This window comes from Absicoccus intestinalis, from assembly GCF_033971885.1.
In the GTDB taxonomy this organism is placed as follows: domain Bacteria; phylum Bacillota_I; class Bacilli_A; order Erysipelotrichales; family Erysipelotrichaceae; genus Absicoccus; species Absicoccus intestinalis.
This window is the reverse complement of record NZ_JALBUS010000017.1, coordinates 1-17,494: the sequence shown is the minus strand read 5'-3', so window position 1 is coordinate 17,494 and position 17,494 is coordinate 1. Positions and strand designations below refer to the sequence as shown.

Annotated in this window: 18 protein-coding genes, 2 tRNA genes and 1 other annotated feature; of the genes, 4 read left to right on the top strand and 16 right to left on the bottom strand. The window is 40.2% G+C overall.

Going from position 1 to position 17,494, the window contains the following annotated elements; translation table 11 throughout:
- The first annotated feature begins 143 nt into the window (after positions 1-143).
- Complete coding sequence (locus MOZ64_RS09480) at positions 144-953, top strand: HAD family hydrolase (protein ID WP_320326319.1); 810 nt, start codon at positions 144-146, stop codon at positions 951-953.
- A gap of 48 nt (positions 954-1,001) precedes the next feature.
- Here MOZ64_RS09480 and phoU read toward each other — a convergent pair whose 3' ends face one another.
- The 9 genes from phoU to rplK form a co-directional block, all read right to left on the bottom strand.
- On the bottom strand, positions 1,002-1,643 hold the full coding sequence (gene phoU, locus MOZ64_RS09475) for a phosphate signaling complex protein PhoU (RefSeq protein WP_320326318.1): 642 nt from the start codon (positions 1,641-1,643) through the stop codon (positions 1,002-1,004).
- Position 1,644: 1 nt separating this feature from the next.
- On the bottom strand, positions 1,645-2,400 hold the full coding sequence (gene pstB / locus MOZ64_RS09470; RefSeq protein WP_320326317.1) for a phosphate ABC transporter ATP-binding protein PstB: 756 nt from the start codon (positions 2,398-2,400) through the stop codon (positions 1,645-1,647).
- A 3-nt stretch (positions 2,401-2,403) separates the two neighbouring features.
- The gene (pstA, locus tag MOZ64_RS09465; protein ID WP_320326316.1) at positions 2,404-3,282 is read right to left on the bottom strand and encodes a phosphate ABC transporter permease PstA; all 879 of its coding nucleotides are present in this window, start codon (positions 3,280-3,282) and stop codon (positions 2,404-2,406) included.
- Position 3,283: 1 nt separating this feature from the next.
- Complete coding sequence (gene pstC, locus MOZ64_RS09460) at positions 3,284-4,177, bottom strand: phosphate ABC transporter permease subunit PstC (protein ID WP_320326315.1); 894 nt, start codon at positions 4,175-4,177, stop codon at positions 3,284-3,286.
- Positions 4,178-4,223: 46 nt separating this feature from the next.
- The gene (locus MOZ64_RS09455; protein ID WP_320326314.1) at positions 4,224-5,105 is read right to left on the bottom strand and encodes a phosphate ABC transporter substrate-binding protein; all 882 of its coding nucleotides are present in this window, start codon (positions 5,103-5,105) and stop codon (positions 4,224-4,226) included.
- Between the two features lie 173 nt (positions 5,106-5,278).
- Complete coding sequence (gene rplL / locus MOZ64_RS09450) at positions 5,279-5,647, bottom strand: 50S ribosomal protein L7/L12 (RefSeq protein ID WP_128520195.1); 369 nt, start codon at positions 5,645-5,647, stop codon at positions 5,279-5,281.
- Positions 5,648-5,663: 16 nt separating this feature from the next.
- Positions 5,664-6,233 (bottom strand): 50S ribosomal protein L10, encoded by a 570-nt coding sequence (gene rplJ, locus MOZ64_RS09445; protein WP_320326313.1) that lies wholly within the window; start codon positions 6,231-6,233, stop codon positions 5,664-5,666.
- 31 nt (positions 6,234-6,264) lie between these two features.
- Positions 6,265-6,393 (bottom strand) — a sequence feature (ribosomal protein L10 leader region).
- Positions 6,394-6,425: 32 nt separating this feature from the next.
- On the bottom strand, positions 6,426-7,109 hold the full coding sequence (gene rplA, locus MOZ64_RS09440) for a 50S ribosomal protein L1 (protein ID WP_320326312.1): 684 nt from the start codon (positions 7,107-7,109) through the stop codon (positions 6,426-6,428).
- A gap of 14 nt (positions 7,110-7,123) precedes the next feature.
- Complete coding sequence (rplK, locus tag MOZ64_RS09435; RefSeq protein WP_320326311.1) at positions 7,124-7,549, bottom strand: 50S ribosomal protein L11; 426 nt, start codon at positions 7,547-7,549, stop codon at positions 7,124-7,126.
- Between the two features lie 172 nt (positions 7,550-7,721).
- Between rplK and MOZ64_RS09430 the strand changes: the two genes are divergently transcribed.
- The 3 genes from MOZ64_RS09430 to MOZ64_RS09420 all read left to right on the top strand — a co-directional run bounded on the left by MOZ64_RS09430 (position 7,722) and on the right by MOZ64_RS09420 (position 8,822).
- Positions 7,722-7,797 (top strand) — tRNA-Glu (locus MOZ64_RS09430).
- Between the two features lie 60 nt (positions 7,798-7,857).
- On the top strand, positions 7,858-8,553 hold the full coding sequence (locus tag MOZ64_RS09425; RefSeq protein WP_320326310.1) for a metallophosphoesterase family protein: 696 nt from the start codon (positions 7,858-7,860) through the stop codon (positions 8,551-8,553).
- Between the two features lie 193 nt (positions 8,554-8,746).
- Positions 8,747-8,822: transfer RNA gene (locus MOZ64_RS09420), tRNA-Glu, on the top strand.
- 66 nt (positions 8,823-8,888) lie between these two features.
- Here the strand turns inward: MOZ64_RS09420 and secA2 are convergent.
- The 7 genes from secA2 to MOZ64_RS09385 form a co-directional block, all read right to left on the bottom strand.
- A complete protein-coding gene (gene secA2 / locus MOZ64_RS09415; RefSeq protein ID WP_320326309.1) occupies positions 8,889-11,210 on the bottom strand; it encodes an accessory Sec system translocase SecA2 in 2,322 nt (773 codons plus the stop codon).
- 2 nt (positions 11,211-11,212) lie between these two features.
- Positions 11,213-11,656: an accessory Sec system protein Asp3 gene (asp3, locus tag MOZ64_RS09410; RefSeq protein ID WP_320326308.1), complete on the bottom strand. Its 444-nt coding sequence runs from the start codon at positions 11,654-11,656 to the stop codon at positions 11,213-11,215.
- A 7-nt stretch (positions 11,657-11,663) separates the two neighbouring features.
- The gene (gene asp2, locus MOZ64_RS09405; RefSeq protein ID WP_320326307.1) at positions 11,664-13,154 is read right to left on the bottom strand and encodes an accessory Sec system protein Asp2; all 1,491 of its coding nucleotides are present in this window, start codon (positions 13,152-13,154) and stop codon (positions 11,664-11,666) included.
- Positions 13,144-14,739 carry an accessory Sec system protein Asp1 gene (gene asp1, locus MOZ64_RS09400; protein ID WP_320326306.1) on the bottom strand — a complete coding sequence of 532 codons (1,596 nt, stop codon included), beginning with the start codon at positions 14,737-14,739 and terminating at the stop codon, positions 13,144-13,146. The genes asp2 and asp1 overlap by 11 nt, the downstream gene beginning before the upstream one ends.
- A gap of 16 nt (positions 14,740-14,755) precedes the next feature.
- Entirely contained in the window at positions 14,756-15,952 is a 1,197-nt protein-coding gene (locus tag MOZ64_RS09395) for a hypothetical protein (protein ID WP_320326305.1), read from the bottom strand.
- Positions 15,953-16,067: 115 nt separating this feature from the next.
- Entirely contained in the window at positions 16,068-17,156 is a 1,089-nt protein-coding gene (locus MOZ64_RS09390; RefSeq protein WP_320326304.1) for a hypothetical protein, read from the bottom strand.
- Positions 17,153-17,494: hypothetical protein (locus tag MOZ64_RS09385; RefSeq protein WP_320326303.1), on the bottom strand; the 342-nt coding region annotated here is incomplete at its 5' end. The genes MOZ64_RS09385 and MOZ64_RS09390, both read right to left, overlap by 4 nt.

The window sequence follows — 17,494 nt, the reverse complement described above, 5'->3', positions numbered from 1 at the left end:
CTTCCGGGTGTGTCTTTTCCATCCGTTAAATAAATGGGCATACCAATGCCCAAATTACGCATGCATTTATAATTTACTCATCTTTATCATATTTGTCAATTCTTTTTTGTATATTTCTTGTATAATGATTTTGAGGTGAAACAATGAAACATAAAATCGTATTTTTTGACATGGATGGCACCCTTTACCAAACCGAAAATGATATCGTTCAGCCTTCTACCATCGAGGCGATTCAAGAATTGCGCAAACGAGGATATATGGTATGCGCCGCAACAGGACGTCCCCTAAATCAAATGGACAGTATCCTCAAACATGTTCAATTTGATTACTATATCTTGATCAACGGTTCCTATATCTTGGATGGCGCTTTTGAAGAAGTAGATTCAAAACCCATTTCCACGCAAACAGTGAAAGATATCGTTGAATTTTGTGGTCAAAACGAATTGGGACTCATGTTCCATTTTGGCGATGCCACCTATATCTATAATAAATTTTATCCTATGTATGACTTCTGCAAATACTGCAATGTCTTAAATTCTTTATTTTATGATCCATCCCAATCGTATCATCGAAGACATCGTGCCTATAATGCGGTGATCTTGACCAGAGAGAAAAAAGAAATTGATGACTTTATGGCTGCCCATCCGGATCTAAGGGCCGACTTGATCAATGTGAAATCCGATGGCTTCATGTTTGATGTCTTCAATAGTGGTAATGATAAATCCGTTGGTATTGAATTGATGATGAAACATGTCAACTTCACATGGAAAGATACCATTGCGTTTGGTGATAGTACCAACGATATTCACATGCTGCAAAAAGCCGATATAGGTGTAGCCATGGGAAGTGCAACCGATTATGTCAAAAGCTTTGCGAATTTTTCAACAACCAGTGTTTATGACAATGGCATCTATAATGGTTTGAAAAAAATCCTGGATGATCAGGAAGAGTAAAATATGCGGTGGAATTCACCGCATATTTTTTATATAGGAAAGAAGAACTTATTTTTCACCAATTGGAACTTGATGGGCTGTGATTTCATACAATACCCATTCGGCAATATTGGTCGCATGATCACCAATTCGTTCATAATATTTGGCAATCATCAATAGATCCAAAGCTCGACGATCGATGCCTTTGGTTGCCAAATCATTGTAGATCGTTTCAAAATATCCATCGATGATATCATCTTCATCGATCACTTGTTTAGCTAAAACACGATCATTATTTACAAAGGATTGAATCGCTTCGTCGACCATCTTGATAGCTTGTTTGACCATATCTCGTAGTGGTAATTGTTCAACCATTTCACTCAAATCGTTGTTCTTTTTGACAATGTCAGCAATATCATAGGCTTGATCACCAATTCGCTCCATATCCGTGACCATTTCTAGAGCACTGGAAACTTGACGAAGATCTTTCGCAACAGGTGCTTGCAACAACAATAAAGCAATGCATTGATTTTCGATTTCACGTTCACTATGATTGATTTTATTTTCTTTTTTACGAATGCCCTCGACAACATCTAGATCATTTTTGATCAATGCTTGGTACGTATCACGAATGATATCTTGGCAATCTTGGCCCATATCTATCAACGAAATATGTAGCTCTTTTAATTTTTTTTGGAATTCGTTTCGCATTTTATCCAAACCTTCCTGTGATATATCTTTCTGTTCGTTCATCTTGTGGATCCGCAAACAATTCAGGTGTAGATCCATATTCCACCATTTCCCCTAATAAGAAGAAAGCGGTCTTATCACTGATACGTGCTGCTTGTTGCATATTGTGCGTGACCATAACAATGGTATAGTCTTTTTTCAATTCAACTGCTAGATCCTCGATTTTATTGGTTGAAATAGGATCCAAAGCACTGGTAGGCTCATCCATCAAGATGACTTTCGGTTGAACAGCTAACGTACGAGCAATACACAAACGTTGTTGCTGTCCTCCTGATAATCCTAAAGCGCTTTTATTTAATCGATCTTTTAGTTCATCCCAAATAGCAGCTTGCCGCAAGGAACGTTCCACAATTTCATCCAGTTCTGCTTTTTTCTTGATACCAAAAATTCGTGGTCCATAGGCTACATTATCATATACACTTTTGGGAAATGGGTTGGGCTGTTGGAATACCATGCCCACTTCATGTCGAAGTGAGATACCATCCATATCCTTATAGATATCGACACCATCCATTTCAATTTTGCCATCGATCACACAATCTTCGACAAAATCATTCATCCGATTCAATGATTTCAAGAAAGTGGATTTACCACATCCAGAAGGACCGATAAAAGCGGTGATCTCATTGGCATAGATTTTCATATTAATATCTTTTAGAGCATGGAAATTACCATAATGTAGGTTGATATGCTCTACGTTAAATTTTACTTCACTCATACGCTATGCTTTATCTCCTTGATTCTTTGCTTGAATATGTCTAGACAATACGTTGGCGGCAATACTGAAGATCAATACCAAGATCATCAATACGGCCGATGCCAAGTTGGCTAGATCTGGATTTTGTCCATTGACCTGCAAGTTCCAAATTTGAATCGACAACGTTTCCGCAGGTCGGAACAATGATAATGGACTTGTCGGACTGGTAAAGCTCCAATTGCGCCAATTCAACATGCTTCCGGAACCGGCTGTATACAATAGAGCTGCTGCTTCACCAAAACCACGACCAGCTGCTAGAATGACACCGGTCATGATACGTGGTAGACAAGCAGGCAACAAAACATGGAATACCGATTGCCATTTAGTCGATCCCATACCCAATGCCCCCTGTAGATAACCAGCAGGTAAACCACGAATTGCATCTTCCGTTGTGGTCGTCAATAAAGGCAACGTCAAGATGGAAATGGATAAGGCACCAGCCAACAAACTCTTGCCCATTCCAAGGGTAACCAAGAAAACCAAATAGCCAAACAAACCAACAACAATGGATGGTAAAGAAGAAAGGGTCTCAATACACATGCGTAAGAACTTTGTGAAACGTCCTTGACGAGCATACATAGCTAAATAGATTCCGGCAAATATACCAATGGGTACCGAAACCAATAACGAAATAAATACCAGGTAGATGGTATTCCATAATTGGTTACCAATGGATCCGCTCATCGCAAATTGGAACATTTCTGGTGTAGCTCCCAAAAAGCCACCAATAATAACTTTACCAGCAAAGCCGAACAATAAGATAAAGAACATCGCAGCAATGATCGTAAAGATAACCGTTGCGATCTTATCCGCGCGTTTGGCACGTACAACTCTTTCGTTCATATTAGTCTTTTGCCTCCCTATTTATACGATGAATGATCCAAATAAATAACAACGAAATCAAGAACAACAATAAAGCCAATGTCCATAGTGCTGTTTTCAATTCACCGCCTTCCATCGCATTTCCCATTTGGGCAGCAATTTCCGTCGTAATGGTTTTGGATCGAGACAACAACCCCTTTGGCATCGCAGTTGTTTGGCCAATGACCATAGCTACGGCCAAGGCTTCACCAAAAGCACGAGCTAGTCCCATGATGATCGATGAGATAATACCAGATTTCGCGGCTGGGACAATGACACGATAAATGGCTTGCCAACGGGTTGATCCTAATCCATAGGCACCATCTCGATTGGTTTTGGGAACAGCCGCAATCGCATCACTAGCCATACTGGTGATCGTTGGGAAAATCATAACGGCTAACACGATACAGGCAGCTAAGATGGATTGTCCAACTTGCACATGGAAAACAGATTTAATAGCAGGTACCAATACGGTCAAACCTACCCATCCATAGACAACAGATGGAATACCTGCAAATATTTGTACAACAGGGCGGAAGAATTTTTCACCAAATTTTGGTGAGATCTCAGTCATGAAGATAGCGGATCCCAAAGAGAGTGGAGTGGCGATCAAAAGAGCTAAACCACAAGTTGCTAATGAACCACAAATGAAGATCAAAGCACCAACGGTTCCTCCGCCACCGGAGTTATCAACGGGTCCCCAATTGGTAGATCCAATAAATTCGGAAAGCGTATGTTTGAAAATCAGGAAAGTTCCACTGCCTTTATAAACAAGAAATGCTCCTATCACCAGGGTCAATCCAATGACGAACACTCCGCCAATCGTGGCAAGTCCTCGCCAGGCATATTCTTTGGCAAACATTCCTTTTTGTTTCATATGAATGTCTCCTTTCAAAAATGAAGCGGGCTAGGCCCGCTCAATACTAATGATCTAAGCTTTTCATCTTGCTGACTACGCCATATCCAAGTTTTTCGGTTGTTTTAGCGAAGTCATCCGATACAATGTATTTAATGAATTCTCGATCTGCTTTTTTACCTTTTCCTTTGGTGTACATATGTTCGGTTGCCCAAACTTTCCAATCACCACTGTAAGTGTTTTCCAAAGTAGGTTCTACGCCATCAATCGATACAGTACTTACATCATTGTTGTCTACCAAATAACTTAAGGCAACATATCCAATGGCACCTTTTGTATCTGATACGTTTTTCAAAAGGACACCTGAATCATCGGTTTCCATAGATTGGTTTTCAGCTTCTGTGTTACCATCTAATGCATATTTTTCAAACGTTGCACGAGTTCCTGAAGAAGATGGACGAGTCACTAATACGATGGATTCATCCGGTCCGCCAACATCTTTCCAGTTTGTGATCTTTCCAGTGAAGATGTCGATCAATTGTTGTTTTGTCAAATTATCAACGCCACCTTCTTTTACATCTTTATTGACGATTGGTGCCATTGTAACAATAGCGACTTGATGGTCAGTCAACTCTTTGGCTTTGTCTGCGTCTAGTTTTTCTTCCGCAGCCACATCGGAGTTACCAATTGTAACGGTTCCTTCCGATACTTGTTTCAAACCTTCACCAGATCCACCAGCATCAACCGTGATCGATACGTTTGGATATTTTTCGATGAATTTATTGGCAGCCTCATCTACCAATGGTTTTAATGCAGATGAACCTGCGGCTGTAATTGTTCCTTCCAAATCACTTGAACTCGAAGAAGATGATGAACTTCCTCCACCACAACCAGTCAATAGACCAGCTGTCATTGCAGCAGCTAAAAATAATGAAGCTACTCTTTTCATACTGTTTTTTCCTCCCTGTTTATTTACATATTCATCCTACTCAATGACTGTCAAAGAAATATGACGGTTGTTTCAAAGATTTGTAAAGTTACACGCAAACGTTCTTTACGAAAAATATCGCCATGAAGGCATAAAAAAAAGCCCTTAAATAAAGGGCTTCGAAGTGTAAATGACTACTTAACTTCAACAGTTGCTCCAGCTTCAACCAATTTGTTTTTGATTTCTTCAGCTTCTTCTGGATCAATGTTTTCTTTAATTGCACTTGGAGCAGCATCAACCAATTTCTTAGCATCAACCAATCCTAAACCAGTGATTTCACGTACAGCTTTAATGACTTTAACTTTTGTTTGTCCAATGTCAGTCAAAGTAACGGTTACTTCGCTTGGTCCTTCATCAGCAGCTTCAGCAGCAGCTGGTGCAGCAACAGCAGCAGCAGCGACAACACCAAATTTGTCTTCGATTGCTTTTACCAAGTCATTTAATTCTAAAATAGTAGCTTCTTCTAAGTAAGCTAAAATATCTTCTTGTGTCAATTTTGCCATGATTTTTTCCTCCTCATTATTCAGCAGCTGCTTCGGCTGGTGCTTCTTCAGCTGGTGTAGCAGATGCTTCTTCGGCAGCTGCTTCTTTGACAGTTCCATTTTCTTTTGCTTCTGCTAATGCCTTGACTGTCATAGCGAATTTGATAACTGGGGCATTTAATGTAGAAGCAAAGCGTGCCAACATACCTTCTTTGTTAGGTAATGAAGACAATTGTTTGATGACGTCTTCGTCAACCATTTTTCCGTCAACAATTCCCGTTTTCAAAACCAAGTTTTCGTGATCTTTCGCAAATTTTGCTAAAACACGAGCTGGTGCAACAGGATCTTTACCAAAAGCTAAGGCGTTTGGTCCGACTAAAGTTTTACTAAAATCATCATAACCTAATTTTTCAGCAGCACGACGAGATACGGCGTTTTTGCAAACTTCGAAATCTACATCTTCAGCACGTAAGTTACGACGAAGTTCAGTGGCTTCAGCAACGTTTAATCCACGATACTCAACCAAAACAATGGAGCTAGCTGCTTCCATCTTTTCAGCAAGAGCATTGACCTTGGCTTCTTTTTGAGCAAGTATTTCCTTGTTCATTTGGTCCACCTCTTCTTTCTTTATTGCCACAATATTCAAAGAAAAAGCCCGTACCAAAGCACGGGCTAAAAATGAGCATCATAAAACATATGCATCAACCCTAGGTAACATAATTAAGTCATTCGACCGTTACTGTCTTTGGAATATTGATAACAAGCGAATTTTAAATCGTTCTCTACAATTTGTCAACTATTATTCCATAACGATATGGATAGCTGGACCCATTGTAGAAGTCAATACACAATTACGCATATACGTACCCTTTACTGTAGAAGGACGCGCTTTGGCAATACGTGTATAAATAGCCTTGAAGTTTTCAACGATCTTTTCATCTTCAAAACTTACTTTACCAATCATGATGTTCAAATTGCCATCACGATCAACACGATAGGTTACTTTACCTTTTTTGATTTCATCAACGGCATTCGCAACATCCATCGTTACAGTACCACTCTTAGGGTTTGGCATTAATCCTTTAGGACCTAATACACGTCCCAAACGACCTAATTTACCCATCAAGTTTGGTGTAGCAACCAATACATCAAAATCAAACCAACCACCAGAAATTTTGTCGATCAGATCTTGTCCACCAACGAAGTCAGCTCCAGCATCTTGTGCTTCTTTTGCTTTGTCGCCTTCTGCAACAACCGCAACGGTTTGACTTTTTCCGGTTCCATTTGGTAAAACCAACGCACCACGGATCAATTGATCCGCATGACGAGGGTCTACATTTAAGTTAAAACATACTTCAACAGACTCATCCATTTTAGATGAAGCTGTTTGCTTTAATAAAGCAACTGCTTCTTCGATTGCATATTTTTTTGAAGAATCAACCAATTTAGCAGCTTCTTGATAACGTTTACTTCTCTTTGCCATATTGATTTATCCTCCTATTCAAATCCTTCAATCTTAATTCCCATATTACGTGCAGTACCTGCAACAATACGCATTGCAGCTTCTACATCATTGGCATTCAAATCTGGCATCTTGTATTCCGCAATTTCTTTCAATTGATCAACAGAAATGGTACCAGCAACTTGTTTCTGGTCTCCAGATGCTTTTTGAATGTTTGCAGCCTTTTTCAACATTTGAGCTGCCGGTGTTGTTTTGGTAACAAAATCAAAGCTCTTGTCTTCATATGCCGTAATTACGACAGGGACAATTTCGCCACGACGATCTTTTGTTGCATCATTGAATGCAGTACAGAACTGAGGCATGTTGATTCCAGCACTTGCCAAAGCAGGTCCTGGTTTTGCTTGTCCGGCCATGAATTGCAATTTGCAGATTTTTGCTACTTTTGCTTTCTTTTTTGCCATAAGACTTCCTCCTATTTTATGTCTTATGCAGTGGTCATAATGAGTGTTAGCATCACTCTGCCACGCATACTCACTAATAATAGGTGAATCCTTAAAAAAACGCAACTCTTTTTTTGATTTTTTACTTGCACGCCAAAAAAAGTCATGCTATAGTGTATTAGCACTTAAACATGGCACGTTGGAGAAACGGTTAACTCACATGCCTTTCACGCATGCATTCACGGGTTCGAATCCCGTACGTGTCACCATTGAAAAGATACGCACTTCGGTGCGTTTTTTTTATACAATAAGAGTAGGAGGTGACCATCATGATCTATGTGACGGGAGATATTCATGCTTGGATCGACATTAGCAAATTAAATCGATGTCCCGCAAAAGCCAATGACTATTTAATCATTTGTGGAGACTTTGGTTTGATCTGGGATCCTTTTTCTACCAAAGAAGAAGAGTACTGGTTGGAATGGTTGCATAAAAAACCTTGGACCACCTTGTTTGTCGATGGCAACCACGAAAACTTTGATCGCTTAGGCTCCTATCCCAAAGAAGAAAAATTTCAAGGAACCGTTCAACCCATTTATCCCGATATTTATCATTTATTACGCGGTGAGATCTATACCATTGAAAATCATACCATTTTTACTTTTGGTGGTGCTTTTAGTCATGATCGAGACTATCGCATCGAAGGCAAAAGCTGGTGGCCTCAAGAATTACCCACACAAAGAGAATGTCAACATGGACTTGATAATTTAAAAAAGTATGATGATATCGTTGATATCATCATCACCCATGACGCACCAAAAAAGGTTGCCTTGCGACATGGCTTTGATCGTGAAGCCATGGACAATGGCTATCCAGCCAATCGAGTCAATATATTGACCTATCTCGAACAAATCTATGAAACCATCACCTATCAACAATGGTATTGTGGTCATTATCACATCGATGAAGATGATTCTTCTTCTTTTCATTTTCTCTATCAAGATATCTACCCTATTCTATGTTAGAATAGGGTCATGTTTATTTATCTATTCGCACTTTTATTTCTTTTGCTTCTTATTGGCTTGATCAAAATTGGTTGGAAGATTTTTAAGTTCTTCCTCTATATTTGGCTCATTGTTTTCTTTTTCTCTCTATTTCTGTCGATTTTTTAGTTTGTGGTTGCATCTCCATTCGAACCGTGGTATTATGCTTGAGCACGGCACGTTGGAGAAACGGTTAACTCACATGCCTTTCACGCATGCATTCACGGGTTCGAATCCCGTACGTGTCACCATGAAAAAGATACGCACTTCGGTGCGTTTTTTTTATAGAAAAACAGACCGATGTGGTCTGTTTTTGTTTATGGAAAGACAATCTTCATCTGTCCATCTTCATTCATTTCTGGATCACCAAGAAAGAAGTTTCGTGTAATATTTCTTTTCATCGTTGTCTTCATATCTTCAAATGAATGATAGGCTTCTCGACTGTATTCAAATATAGGATTTCGCTGGGCTGTACCACGCGTGGTGATCGCATATTGTAACTGTTGTAAATAATCAACCTCTTCGACCCAGCCATCATCCAATGCATTTAAAATGCATTGACGAATATATTCTTGTAACTGTTCGGCATTTTCAAAAGACTTCACTTTGCGATCATAGAGTTTTGCCGCATACTTTTCCATGCGTTCAAGCAATTGTTTCGAATCTTTTTCCAGCGCTAAAATTTCTGGATCCAACTCATAAGACAAGTTATCTAATACATATCGATGGAGTTCATGAGACTGCAAGTTCGGATGCGTCTTCACAAAAGTCAGTAATGTATCATTGACAATGTCTTGCATCGTTCCTTTATCAATTTGCGCTTGATCAAGTAGCCGATCTCTCGCATTGTAAAGAATCTCACGTTGACGGCGTAAGATCTCATCATAGCGTACTGCTTGTTCCCGCGAAGAAATTCCTTGTTCTTCCATGGTCTTTTGTGCATTGTTGATAATGTGTTTAAGCTTTCGATGTGAAATCGACCGATTGCCATCAATATATTCTTCTGCTTTTTCGGCATACATCGTCATGACAATATCGTCTTCCAAGGAAACAAAAAATTGAGAAGAACCGGGATCACCTTGTCGTCCCGCACGGCCTCTGGCCTGTCGTTCCAAACGAACATTTTCCATCCGGCCAATACCAATAACAGCTAATCCACCTAGTTGAGCAACTCCTTTTTCCAATTTAATATCGGTGCCACGCCCAGCCATGCCCGTTGAAACGGTTACGGCATTGCGCATCCCGGCAGCCGCAATGATCTCGGCTTCCCAATACGCATTATCGGCATTTAAAACACTATGGGGAACACCTTTATCTACCAACATTCGTGAAAAAATCTGGGTATCTTGGATCGTTGCCGTAACAACCAAGACTGGCTGTCCTTTTTTATGACAGTGTAAAGTCTCTTCCAGAGCGGCTTCATATTGTTCTTCGGCACTCACAAAATAGCGATCTTTTCGATCGATGCGTTGTAATTTTTTATGTGGTGGTACAACCACAACTTTTTTATGGTAAACCGAACGCAATTCCCTTCGAGCATTCGAAATCGTACCACTCATCCCACACATTTTGGGAAACATGATGAAAAGATTTTGATACGTGATCGAAGCAATGGAGCGTTGTTCTTGCGTGAGTTCCAAATGCTCTTTTTGTTCCAGAGCTTGATGTTCTCCCCCACGTAATTTCATGCCCGGAAGACTTCGTCCCGTTCCATTGTCCAATAAGACAATTTCGCCTTGATCCGAAACCATATAATCTTCTTGTCGTTTTAACAGGACATGAGCACGTAATGCCAAGGTGACATGGCGATTGAGTTCAAAATTTTCATGGGCATAAAAGTCTTGGATTCCAAAGAAACGTTCGGCATAAGCCACTCCTTGATCAGTCAACCATACCGCTTTGTCTTCGGTTTCATAGTCTCGATCCGCTTTTAGGGTGGATACAAAAAAGTCAGTCATCGCATAGAGATTGGATTGCACCCGAGGAGAACCAGAAATGACCAATGGCATTTGGGCACCATCCAATAAGACAGAATCTGCTTCGTCAATGATGATAAAATAAAACTTACGCAGAAAACGGTCTTCCGCTCGCATCACTAAGTTATTCAATAAATAATCAAAAGCTAAAACACCATGTGTCGTATAAAGAATATCTGCATTGTAGTTTTCACGTTTTTGATCATTGGTCAAAAAGCCATCGGGTTGTCGTGAAACCCCGGCTCTTTCATTCATTCCCATAAACGCAAAGACTGGTCGCATCTCAGCTGCATCACGATATGCCAAATATTCATTCGCTGTTACAAGGATCGTACTTTTTTCCGTGAGTGCATTTAAATACAAAGGCATGGTCGCTGTCAGTGTTTTTCCTTCTCCCGTATTCATTTCTACCAAATGGCCATGATGCATCGCAATGGCACCAAAGATCTGATTATCATAGGGATACTTACCGAGAATACGTTTGTCGGCTTCACAAATAGCAGCATAGGCTTCGGGCAAAATTTGCTCCAAGGTCTTCCCACTCTTCAACAATGATTTCAATTTGGGAGTTTCGGCCTGCAACTGTGCATCACTCATACGAGCCATTTTTTCTGCATAAACTTTTACTTTGCTAACTGTATCATTTAATCGTTTATTTCTCATTTTTATCCCGTTCTTTCTGAAATCGTAAAAGAGTGAAAATGAAAGGTATGTCCTCCGGCACAAATCAACTCTGCTTTATAACTATAGGTCTTTAAAGGACATTGAAAATCCATTTCTGGCTGATCCACAATGAAACTACCAGCTTCTTCGCCATTTTTTCCTAAAAAAACCAATCGTAAAAAGATTCCCTTTGGTATATCGCTATCTAGATCTACCACAATATGATACTTTCCCTCCCCATCAATGATAGGAAGCGTCGGCTCAATTCTTCCGGCTTGAAAATTGACCATCGAATACCATGTTTTTATGGCCGTTCCCGGCGGAATCAGCGCATTTTGAAAGACTACATCATCTTGTGAGCGAAATTCGATTTCACTTCCATATAAATATGTATCACTGGCATATTCATTCCAATAGATCGTCCATTGTTTTTCTTGTTGCGCCATATATTTCCTACTTTCTACCAAAGCCGTCTCGAAGAACGCGTCGATATTGTCTTAAAAACCAATGAACGATGCCCGATGTATCATCGTTGTGACGGCCATGCAATCCTTTCCCAATGATTCGCGCCCCTCGACCTTGCATATGTGAGATCAATTTGGCATACGCATCGACATCATAATCATCTTCGATCATATAAGCCACATAGAAGGCTCGTCCCGTCCAATCGGCCTGATCAAACTTCTCCCAAAAATGTTGATTCATTTGATTGATTGCCTCTTGATCCAGATGATGATATTGTTTCCACAACACATCTAACGAAGTGGGAAATCCACCGGGCCGTTCAATACGTTCGGCTTTGGCCATACTACCAAGATTGACCAATGGCTTACCAACAATGATATAGCCAGGACGAAGCATCGTACCATAATATAAAGCTCCAAACGTTCCCATGGAAAGACCTGACAGCACCACTTGATCGTGAGTAAAGCCCAATTCTTGCATAGCTTTTTCAATTACTTCTTTTAGACAATTTTCAAATTCTTCATTGCCAAGATAAAAGCCTCCACCTTCTAATCGTGCTTCACTGATCAATAAAAAGGGGGTGCCCATTCTTCGCATCATGTGATAGCCTTCAAACCCTTCCATGGTCTTATAACCAGAAAAATAGACACAAAGTGGTGGTTTTAGATCACCTGGATCCAAATAAGCAAAAATTTCTTCACGATTGCTCGTAACGATTCGTTGACTTCCTGGTAAAAAAAGCCCTACACCACGACGTGAATAACGATCATGCAAAGCAATCATATGAAGTTTGCCCTTTCCTTTTGCGTTCAAGGAAATAAAGACGGGTCCATCTTGTTTCTTATTTTCAATCGTGACCGGATGTTGTAATGTCTTTTCATCAAACGTCCAAATTTTTTGGATAGAAGCTACACTACCCGAAACAAATTGTACGATTTGAAGTTCAATTTCAATATATCCACTCGTTTCATATTCCAACCATAAATCAATGGCTTGTCCTGCTTCCACAGGAATATTGCCACGCCAATACAGGGCTTGTTTCATCTGCGATCCAAAATCCCCTTCCATAACGGTTTCGGTAAATCCATTCCAATATACGCGTCCTTGAAAACCGGGTGTGATCGCAATCGTATGGGGATCAAATTTTTCGCCATAAGGACGTCCAAAATAATTGAGGATCTGCTTTTCCAAAAAAGAAGGCAATTCATTTCGGGCAATTTTTTGACCACATCGACTTTTCATCATATACATCATTCGATCACTCAAAAGAACATCATCCAAAACAAATAGACTATGGGCTCGTACGATACGAGCCAAAATATTGGCTTCTTGGTCATTGAGTTTTCGATCGATGATGGCTATATCATATTCGGCATCCGCCATATCCAATGTGGGTTCATAATTCCATTCTATATCTGGGCTAAGGGTAAACTCTCTTGAAAAATCGATGTTGCCCAGTTGCAATGCTCTAATGTTCAATGTCCTCAATGACCTCCTTCCATGATTGTACGAGCTGACGCGTCGTAAATTGACTACCTAGCTCATACGAAGCAATTTGTGCTTGGTTAACATGCGCAATACTGCTCAAATAATAATGTAAGGCATCGGGCAAATCCGAAAGATCCTGAATCAGGATCCCATTTTTGCCATCTACCATATAGTCCGTTTCGCGTACCGTAATTTGGGGAATGCCCATGCTCATAGCTGCAATTTGTAAGAACTGATCCGGAATAGCTTGCAAATCCACTACGATTCGTTGTTCCCGCAAAGTTTGGCTTACACTCATTTCGTCCACACACTGGGAAACCGAAAAAATGGATCGTACTCGTCCTTGTCGGTCAATCTGACTTTCCGTCACACCACTTTCTTCTCTTGCCAGTTCGGGATCCAGATGAGCAGCTCGCAAAGCCGTACGTGCTTTATGCATCAATCGTCCTTTTCGATTGTAGGCCGAAGAGCGTGTAAACATACAAACGCGTGCTCGATGATTGACAGTCAAAATATAGTATGCCAATAATTCAACAAGGGTATTGAAATCGTTATCGGCAATTTGATCGACTGCTACTAAGATATTCTGTACGGGAAGATGAAGACTATTGCCAAATTCTTCTCGCGAATCATATGGCGTAATAACGCGAATGGCTTTTTGACTTCCGGTTTGTTCTTGAATTCGCAAAGCGGTTGCTTGCTTATCGGCCACGATCACATTGGCCTCTTCTATCAATTGCTGATCCATATCATGAATGCCATTTTCTTCTAAACGACGAGCAAAGAATGAAAGAACTGTTTTTCGGTTTTTCAATGTTTGTGCAAGAACGCACGAATGCAATGGATGCATCGCAATCATAAAAATATCTGTATCCGGAATTGTTTTTAGATTTTCACGCAGTACCTCTGCAATCATCGCATCCACATTGACATATTCTAACTTTTGATAGGTCTTTTGTTGCTTTTCTTGACCTAAGTTTACATAATACCAATTGTTTTTGGGATTGACCAAAACATGGCCATCATGCATAAATCGAGCAAATTTCCAAACACCATCGGCATTAAAATATTGTTCTCGATAGGCGATGCCATCTTGATAGACAATCTGACAAGACATAAAGCCGCGATCATCATAATAATTTGTGCATGTACGAATATCGTTTCGAAACATATCAACACGAAACATATTGCCGTCTTCCGCAAATTCAATTTGAGCATACTTTTTTTGATTCCGTTGAACGATCACAGCAAATGGCGAATAGATGAATTCGACATCGTCTGGCCAGGAAAGATCATGAAAAGAAAAGAGCATCATGCGATCGAGATCAATGCCTTGCATCGCATCAAAACAAGACCAATAGGGTACATGATAGACTCCTTGACGATGGAGAAAATGACGAAAATTGGGTGAAAATCCCAATAACAGGATTTTGAATGGAGATACGTGTTTTCGAAAAAATAATTGAATTTGTTTCACTGTATCATCAAACTCAGTTACCGTTCGAGATCGGTACCAAACTTGTTCGTTTTCTTTCCAATCGCCGTTTTGATACCAAGCTGGAATAAAATACTGCATATGTCTTCTCCCTTTCTTACATAAAAAAGCGATAGGCATCATATCGATAGTAGTTTTCAATTTCTTGAACCAAACTACAAATGATGCTCACTAAGATCATACCGGATGATGGAATCAAGGCCAACGGTGTTGGTATGGCATGATGCATCGCTAAAATTAAAGTGATCGACATACAGCCTGCCTGTATCAGTCCGCTAATGATGCTCCATTTTAAAACAATTTTCACAAGATATTGTTTGGTTTTTTCTCCCGCATAGATGCCAATGATACTATCCCCATTGTGTTGAAGCTGTCGTGCACTTTCGGCTGGATTCAACATGATAAAAGAAAATACAATGGATAAAGTGAAAATAATGATCAAATAGATTCCAATTCCCAACGGTTTTGTCATCAACATATTCTGACGAAGATGAGCCAACACTTGGCTGGTTGGTAAGAGATAGGTCAAAAACCGAATGAAATAGCGCAAAATAATAAACACCGAAGTCGCAAACATCACAGGCATGATACCAACTGGATTGCGTTTGTAAGCAATATAATTTTGATCTGCATGGATGTTATGAATGGATACACGTTGTAATGGCACTTTAATAAAAGAATTTTCCAAATAGAGTGTACCAACCATGATGGCTACACTAATCATAGCTAAGATAGGATACGAATAAAAATGATAGATGTTCATATTCGTTGCCAATGCAGTCAAAACATTCAATAAAATAATGGGCATAGAAGCACCAATTCCGTGTTTTTCATTGGTCTTGCATAAAAAATAGGTCACCATGGCTCCACCCATTAATTCAATAGTGACAAACAATCGAACCCAAAATACCGGTCCAGCTGATGATTGATAGGTCAAATTGGCCGATTGCATGAGTGCCATAAAAATCGTGAAGATGATCGCGGTGATCAACATCCACCGATCTTGTTTTTGTTTCGAGATCTTTGTGCGGCTATTTGCATTTTTGAGTGATGAAATGACCTGAACAAGAAGAGAAGCATTGATATAGGGCATGATTCCTAATGCCATGATGGTGCGTTGATAGCGATCCCCACTCAACATTGTCGCAACAATGGACTGAATGGTCCCTGCCGTAGGTCCCATATCACTGGATACCCCATAAAGAAGGATACTTCTACCCATTAGATATATGATCAATATCAATAGCGAAAACCCAATTCGCTTATATAATTCATACGGTTTTTTGATGTCCATATCGCTACATCCTTCCCTCTATCATCTTAACCAATTAAACAAAGAAGGAGCAATACCCCTTATTCGTAAACAGAGATATTGCTCGAATTATTAATGTTACCAATCAAATTACATTCTATTCGTGTTTGATAACCTGTAAAGGAACGACACTATCTAGTAAATCCATTTCCGTTGTAGATGCGGCACCATTTTGTGCACTACCTTCTACTGAATTAGCCATCAGGGCTGCACTTGTTCCTGTTCCCGAAGTCATTGTATTACCACTGGCAGCATTACTGGATAAAGCACTCAGCGAATCTTCCAAAGATACACTTAAACTATTGGAAATGCTATTGCTATTTTCGGTTTCCGATTCCGAAGCGGCCGTTGATGCAGAAGCTGATTTACTTTCACTTGCCGCAGCACTGGCACTGTCACTTGAACTTGCTCGTTGACTGGCTTTTGTTGATTCATCTATCGAAGTCGATGTACTCTCACTCGTTGAAGTGGATGCACTCTCCGATGTTGAAACCGTTGTGGTCGAAGCAACAACGCTTGCCGATACAGAAGCCGATACGCTTCCATTTACACTAAGTGATGTAACAGTCGATTGACTACTTGAAGTAGAAGCAGAATTACTTAAGTTTAAGGAAATTGAATCACTCGTACTAATGGAAACCGATGTACTTACACTAGCTGATTCACTTGTACTTATTGATTCTGAAGTACTTGCGGACTCGGAATTGCTTGTACTTTCTGACTCAGATTCGCTAACTGATGTACTTTCCGATTCACTCTCACTCACGGATTCGCTTGCTGATTCACTTTCTGATTCACTCTCAGAGTCACTGATTGATGTACTTTCCGATTCACTTTCGCTAGTCGATACACTTTCAGATTCCGATTCACTACTGCTTGTAGATTCGGATTCACTGGCACTTGTGGACTCAGACTCACTAATGCTTTCGGATTCACTGATTGAAGTGCTTTCCGATTGGCTAACTGATGTACTTTCCGATTCGCTCTCACTCGTGGACTCAGATTCGCTGGCACTTTCAGAGTTGCTAATTGATGTACTTTCAGACTCAGACTCACTTGTGGACTCAGACTCGGATTCACTAATGCTTTCTGATTCAGATTCACTTGCACTTTCCGATTCACTTTCGCTTACGCTTGTAGATTCAGATTCACTTACTGATGTGCTTTCCGATTCGCTCTCACTCACAGACTCGCTTTCACTAGCCGATGTGCTTTCTGACTCAGACTCACTTGCGGATTCGCTTTCACTAGCTGATACACTTTCAGATTCTGAAATACTTGTGGACTCGGATTCACTCTCACTTGTGGACTCAGATTCGCTCTCACTTGTGGACTCAGACTCGCCTGCGGATTCACTGATTGAAGTGCTTTCCGATTGGCTAACTGATGTACTTTCCGATTCGCTCTCACTTGTGGACTCAGATTCGCTGGCACTTTCAGAGTTGCTAATTGATGTACTTTCAGACTCAGACTCACTTGTGGACTCAGACTCGGATTCACTAATGCTTTCTGATTCACTTTCGG

Bases quoted from the DNA above. Each gene is read 5' to 3' on its own strand.
- asp1 (WP_320326306.1), bottom strand. From the start codon at position 14,739: ATGCAGTATTTTATTCCAGCTTGGTATCAAAACGGCGATTGGAAAGAA.
- MOZ64_RS09395 (WP_320326305.1), bottom strand. From the start codon at position 15,952: ATGGACATCAAAAAACCGTATGAATTATATAAGCGAATTGGGTTTTCG.
- asp3 (WP_320326308.1), bottom strand. From the start codon at position 11,656: ATGGCGCAACAAGAAAAACAATGGACGATCTATTGGAATGAATATGCC.
- pstC (WP_320326315.1), bottom strand. From the start codon at position 4,177: ATGAAACAAAAAGGAATGTTTGCCAAAGAATATGCCTGGCGAGGACTT.
- pstB (WP_320326317.1), bottom strand. From the start codon at position 2,400: ATGAGTGAAGTAAAATTTAACGTAGAGCATATCAACCTACATTATGGT.
- MOZ64_RS09455 (WP_320326314.1), bottom strand. From the start codon at position 5,105: ATGAAAAGAGTAGCTTCATTATTTTTAGCTGCTGCAATGACAGCTGGT.
- rplK (WP_320326311.1), bottom strand. From the start codon at position 7,549: ATGGCAAAAAAGAAAGCAAAAGTAGCAAAAATCTGCAAATTGCAATTC.
- secA2 (WP_320326309.1), bottom strand. From the start codon at position 11,210: ATGAGAAATAAACGATTAAATGATACAGTTAGCAAAGTAAAAGTTTAT.
- MOZ64_RS09480 (WP_320326319.1), top strand. From the start codon at position 144: ATGAAACATAAAATCGTATTTTTTGACATGGATGGCACCCTTTACCAA.
- rplJ (WP_320326313.1), bottom strand. From the start codon at position 6,233: ATGAACAAGGAAATACTTGCTCAAAAAGAAGCCAAGGTCAATGCTCTT.
- rplL (WP_128520195.1), bottom strand. From the start codon at position 5,647: ATGGCAAAATTGACACAAGAAGATATTTTAGCTTACTTAGAAGAAGCT.
- rplA (WP_320326312.1), bottom strand. From the start codon at position 7,109: ATGGCAAAGAGAAGTAAACGTTATCAAGAAGCTGCTAAATTGGTTGAT.
- pstA (WP_320326316.1), bottom strand. From the start codon at position 3,282: ATGAACGAAAGAGTTGTACGTGCCAAACGCGCGGATAAGATCGCAACG.
- MOZ64_RS09425 (WP_320326310.1), top strand. From the start codon at position 7,858: ATGATCTATGTGACGGGAGATATTCATGCTTGGATCGACATTAGCAAA.
- phoU (WP_320326318.1), bottom strand. From the start codon at position 1,643: ATGCGAAACGAATTCCAAAAAAAATTAAAAGAGCTACATATTTCGTTG.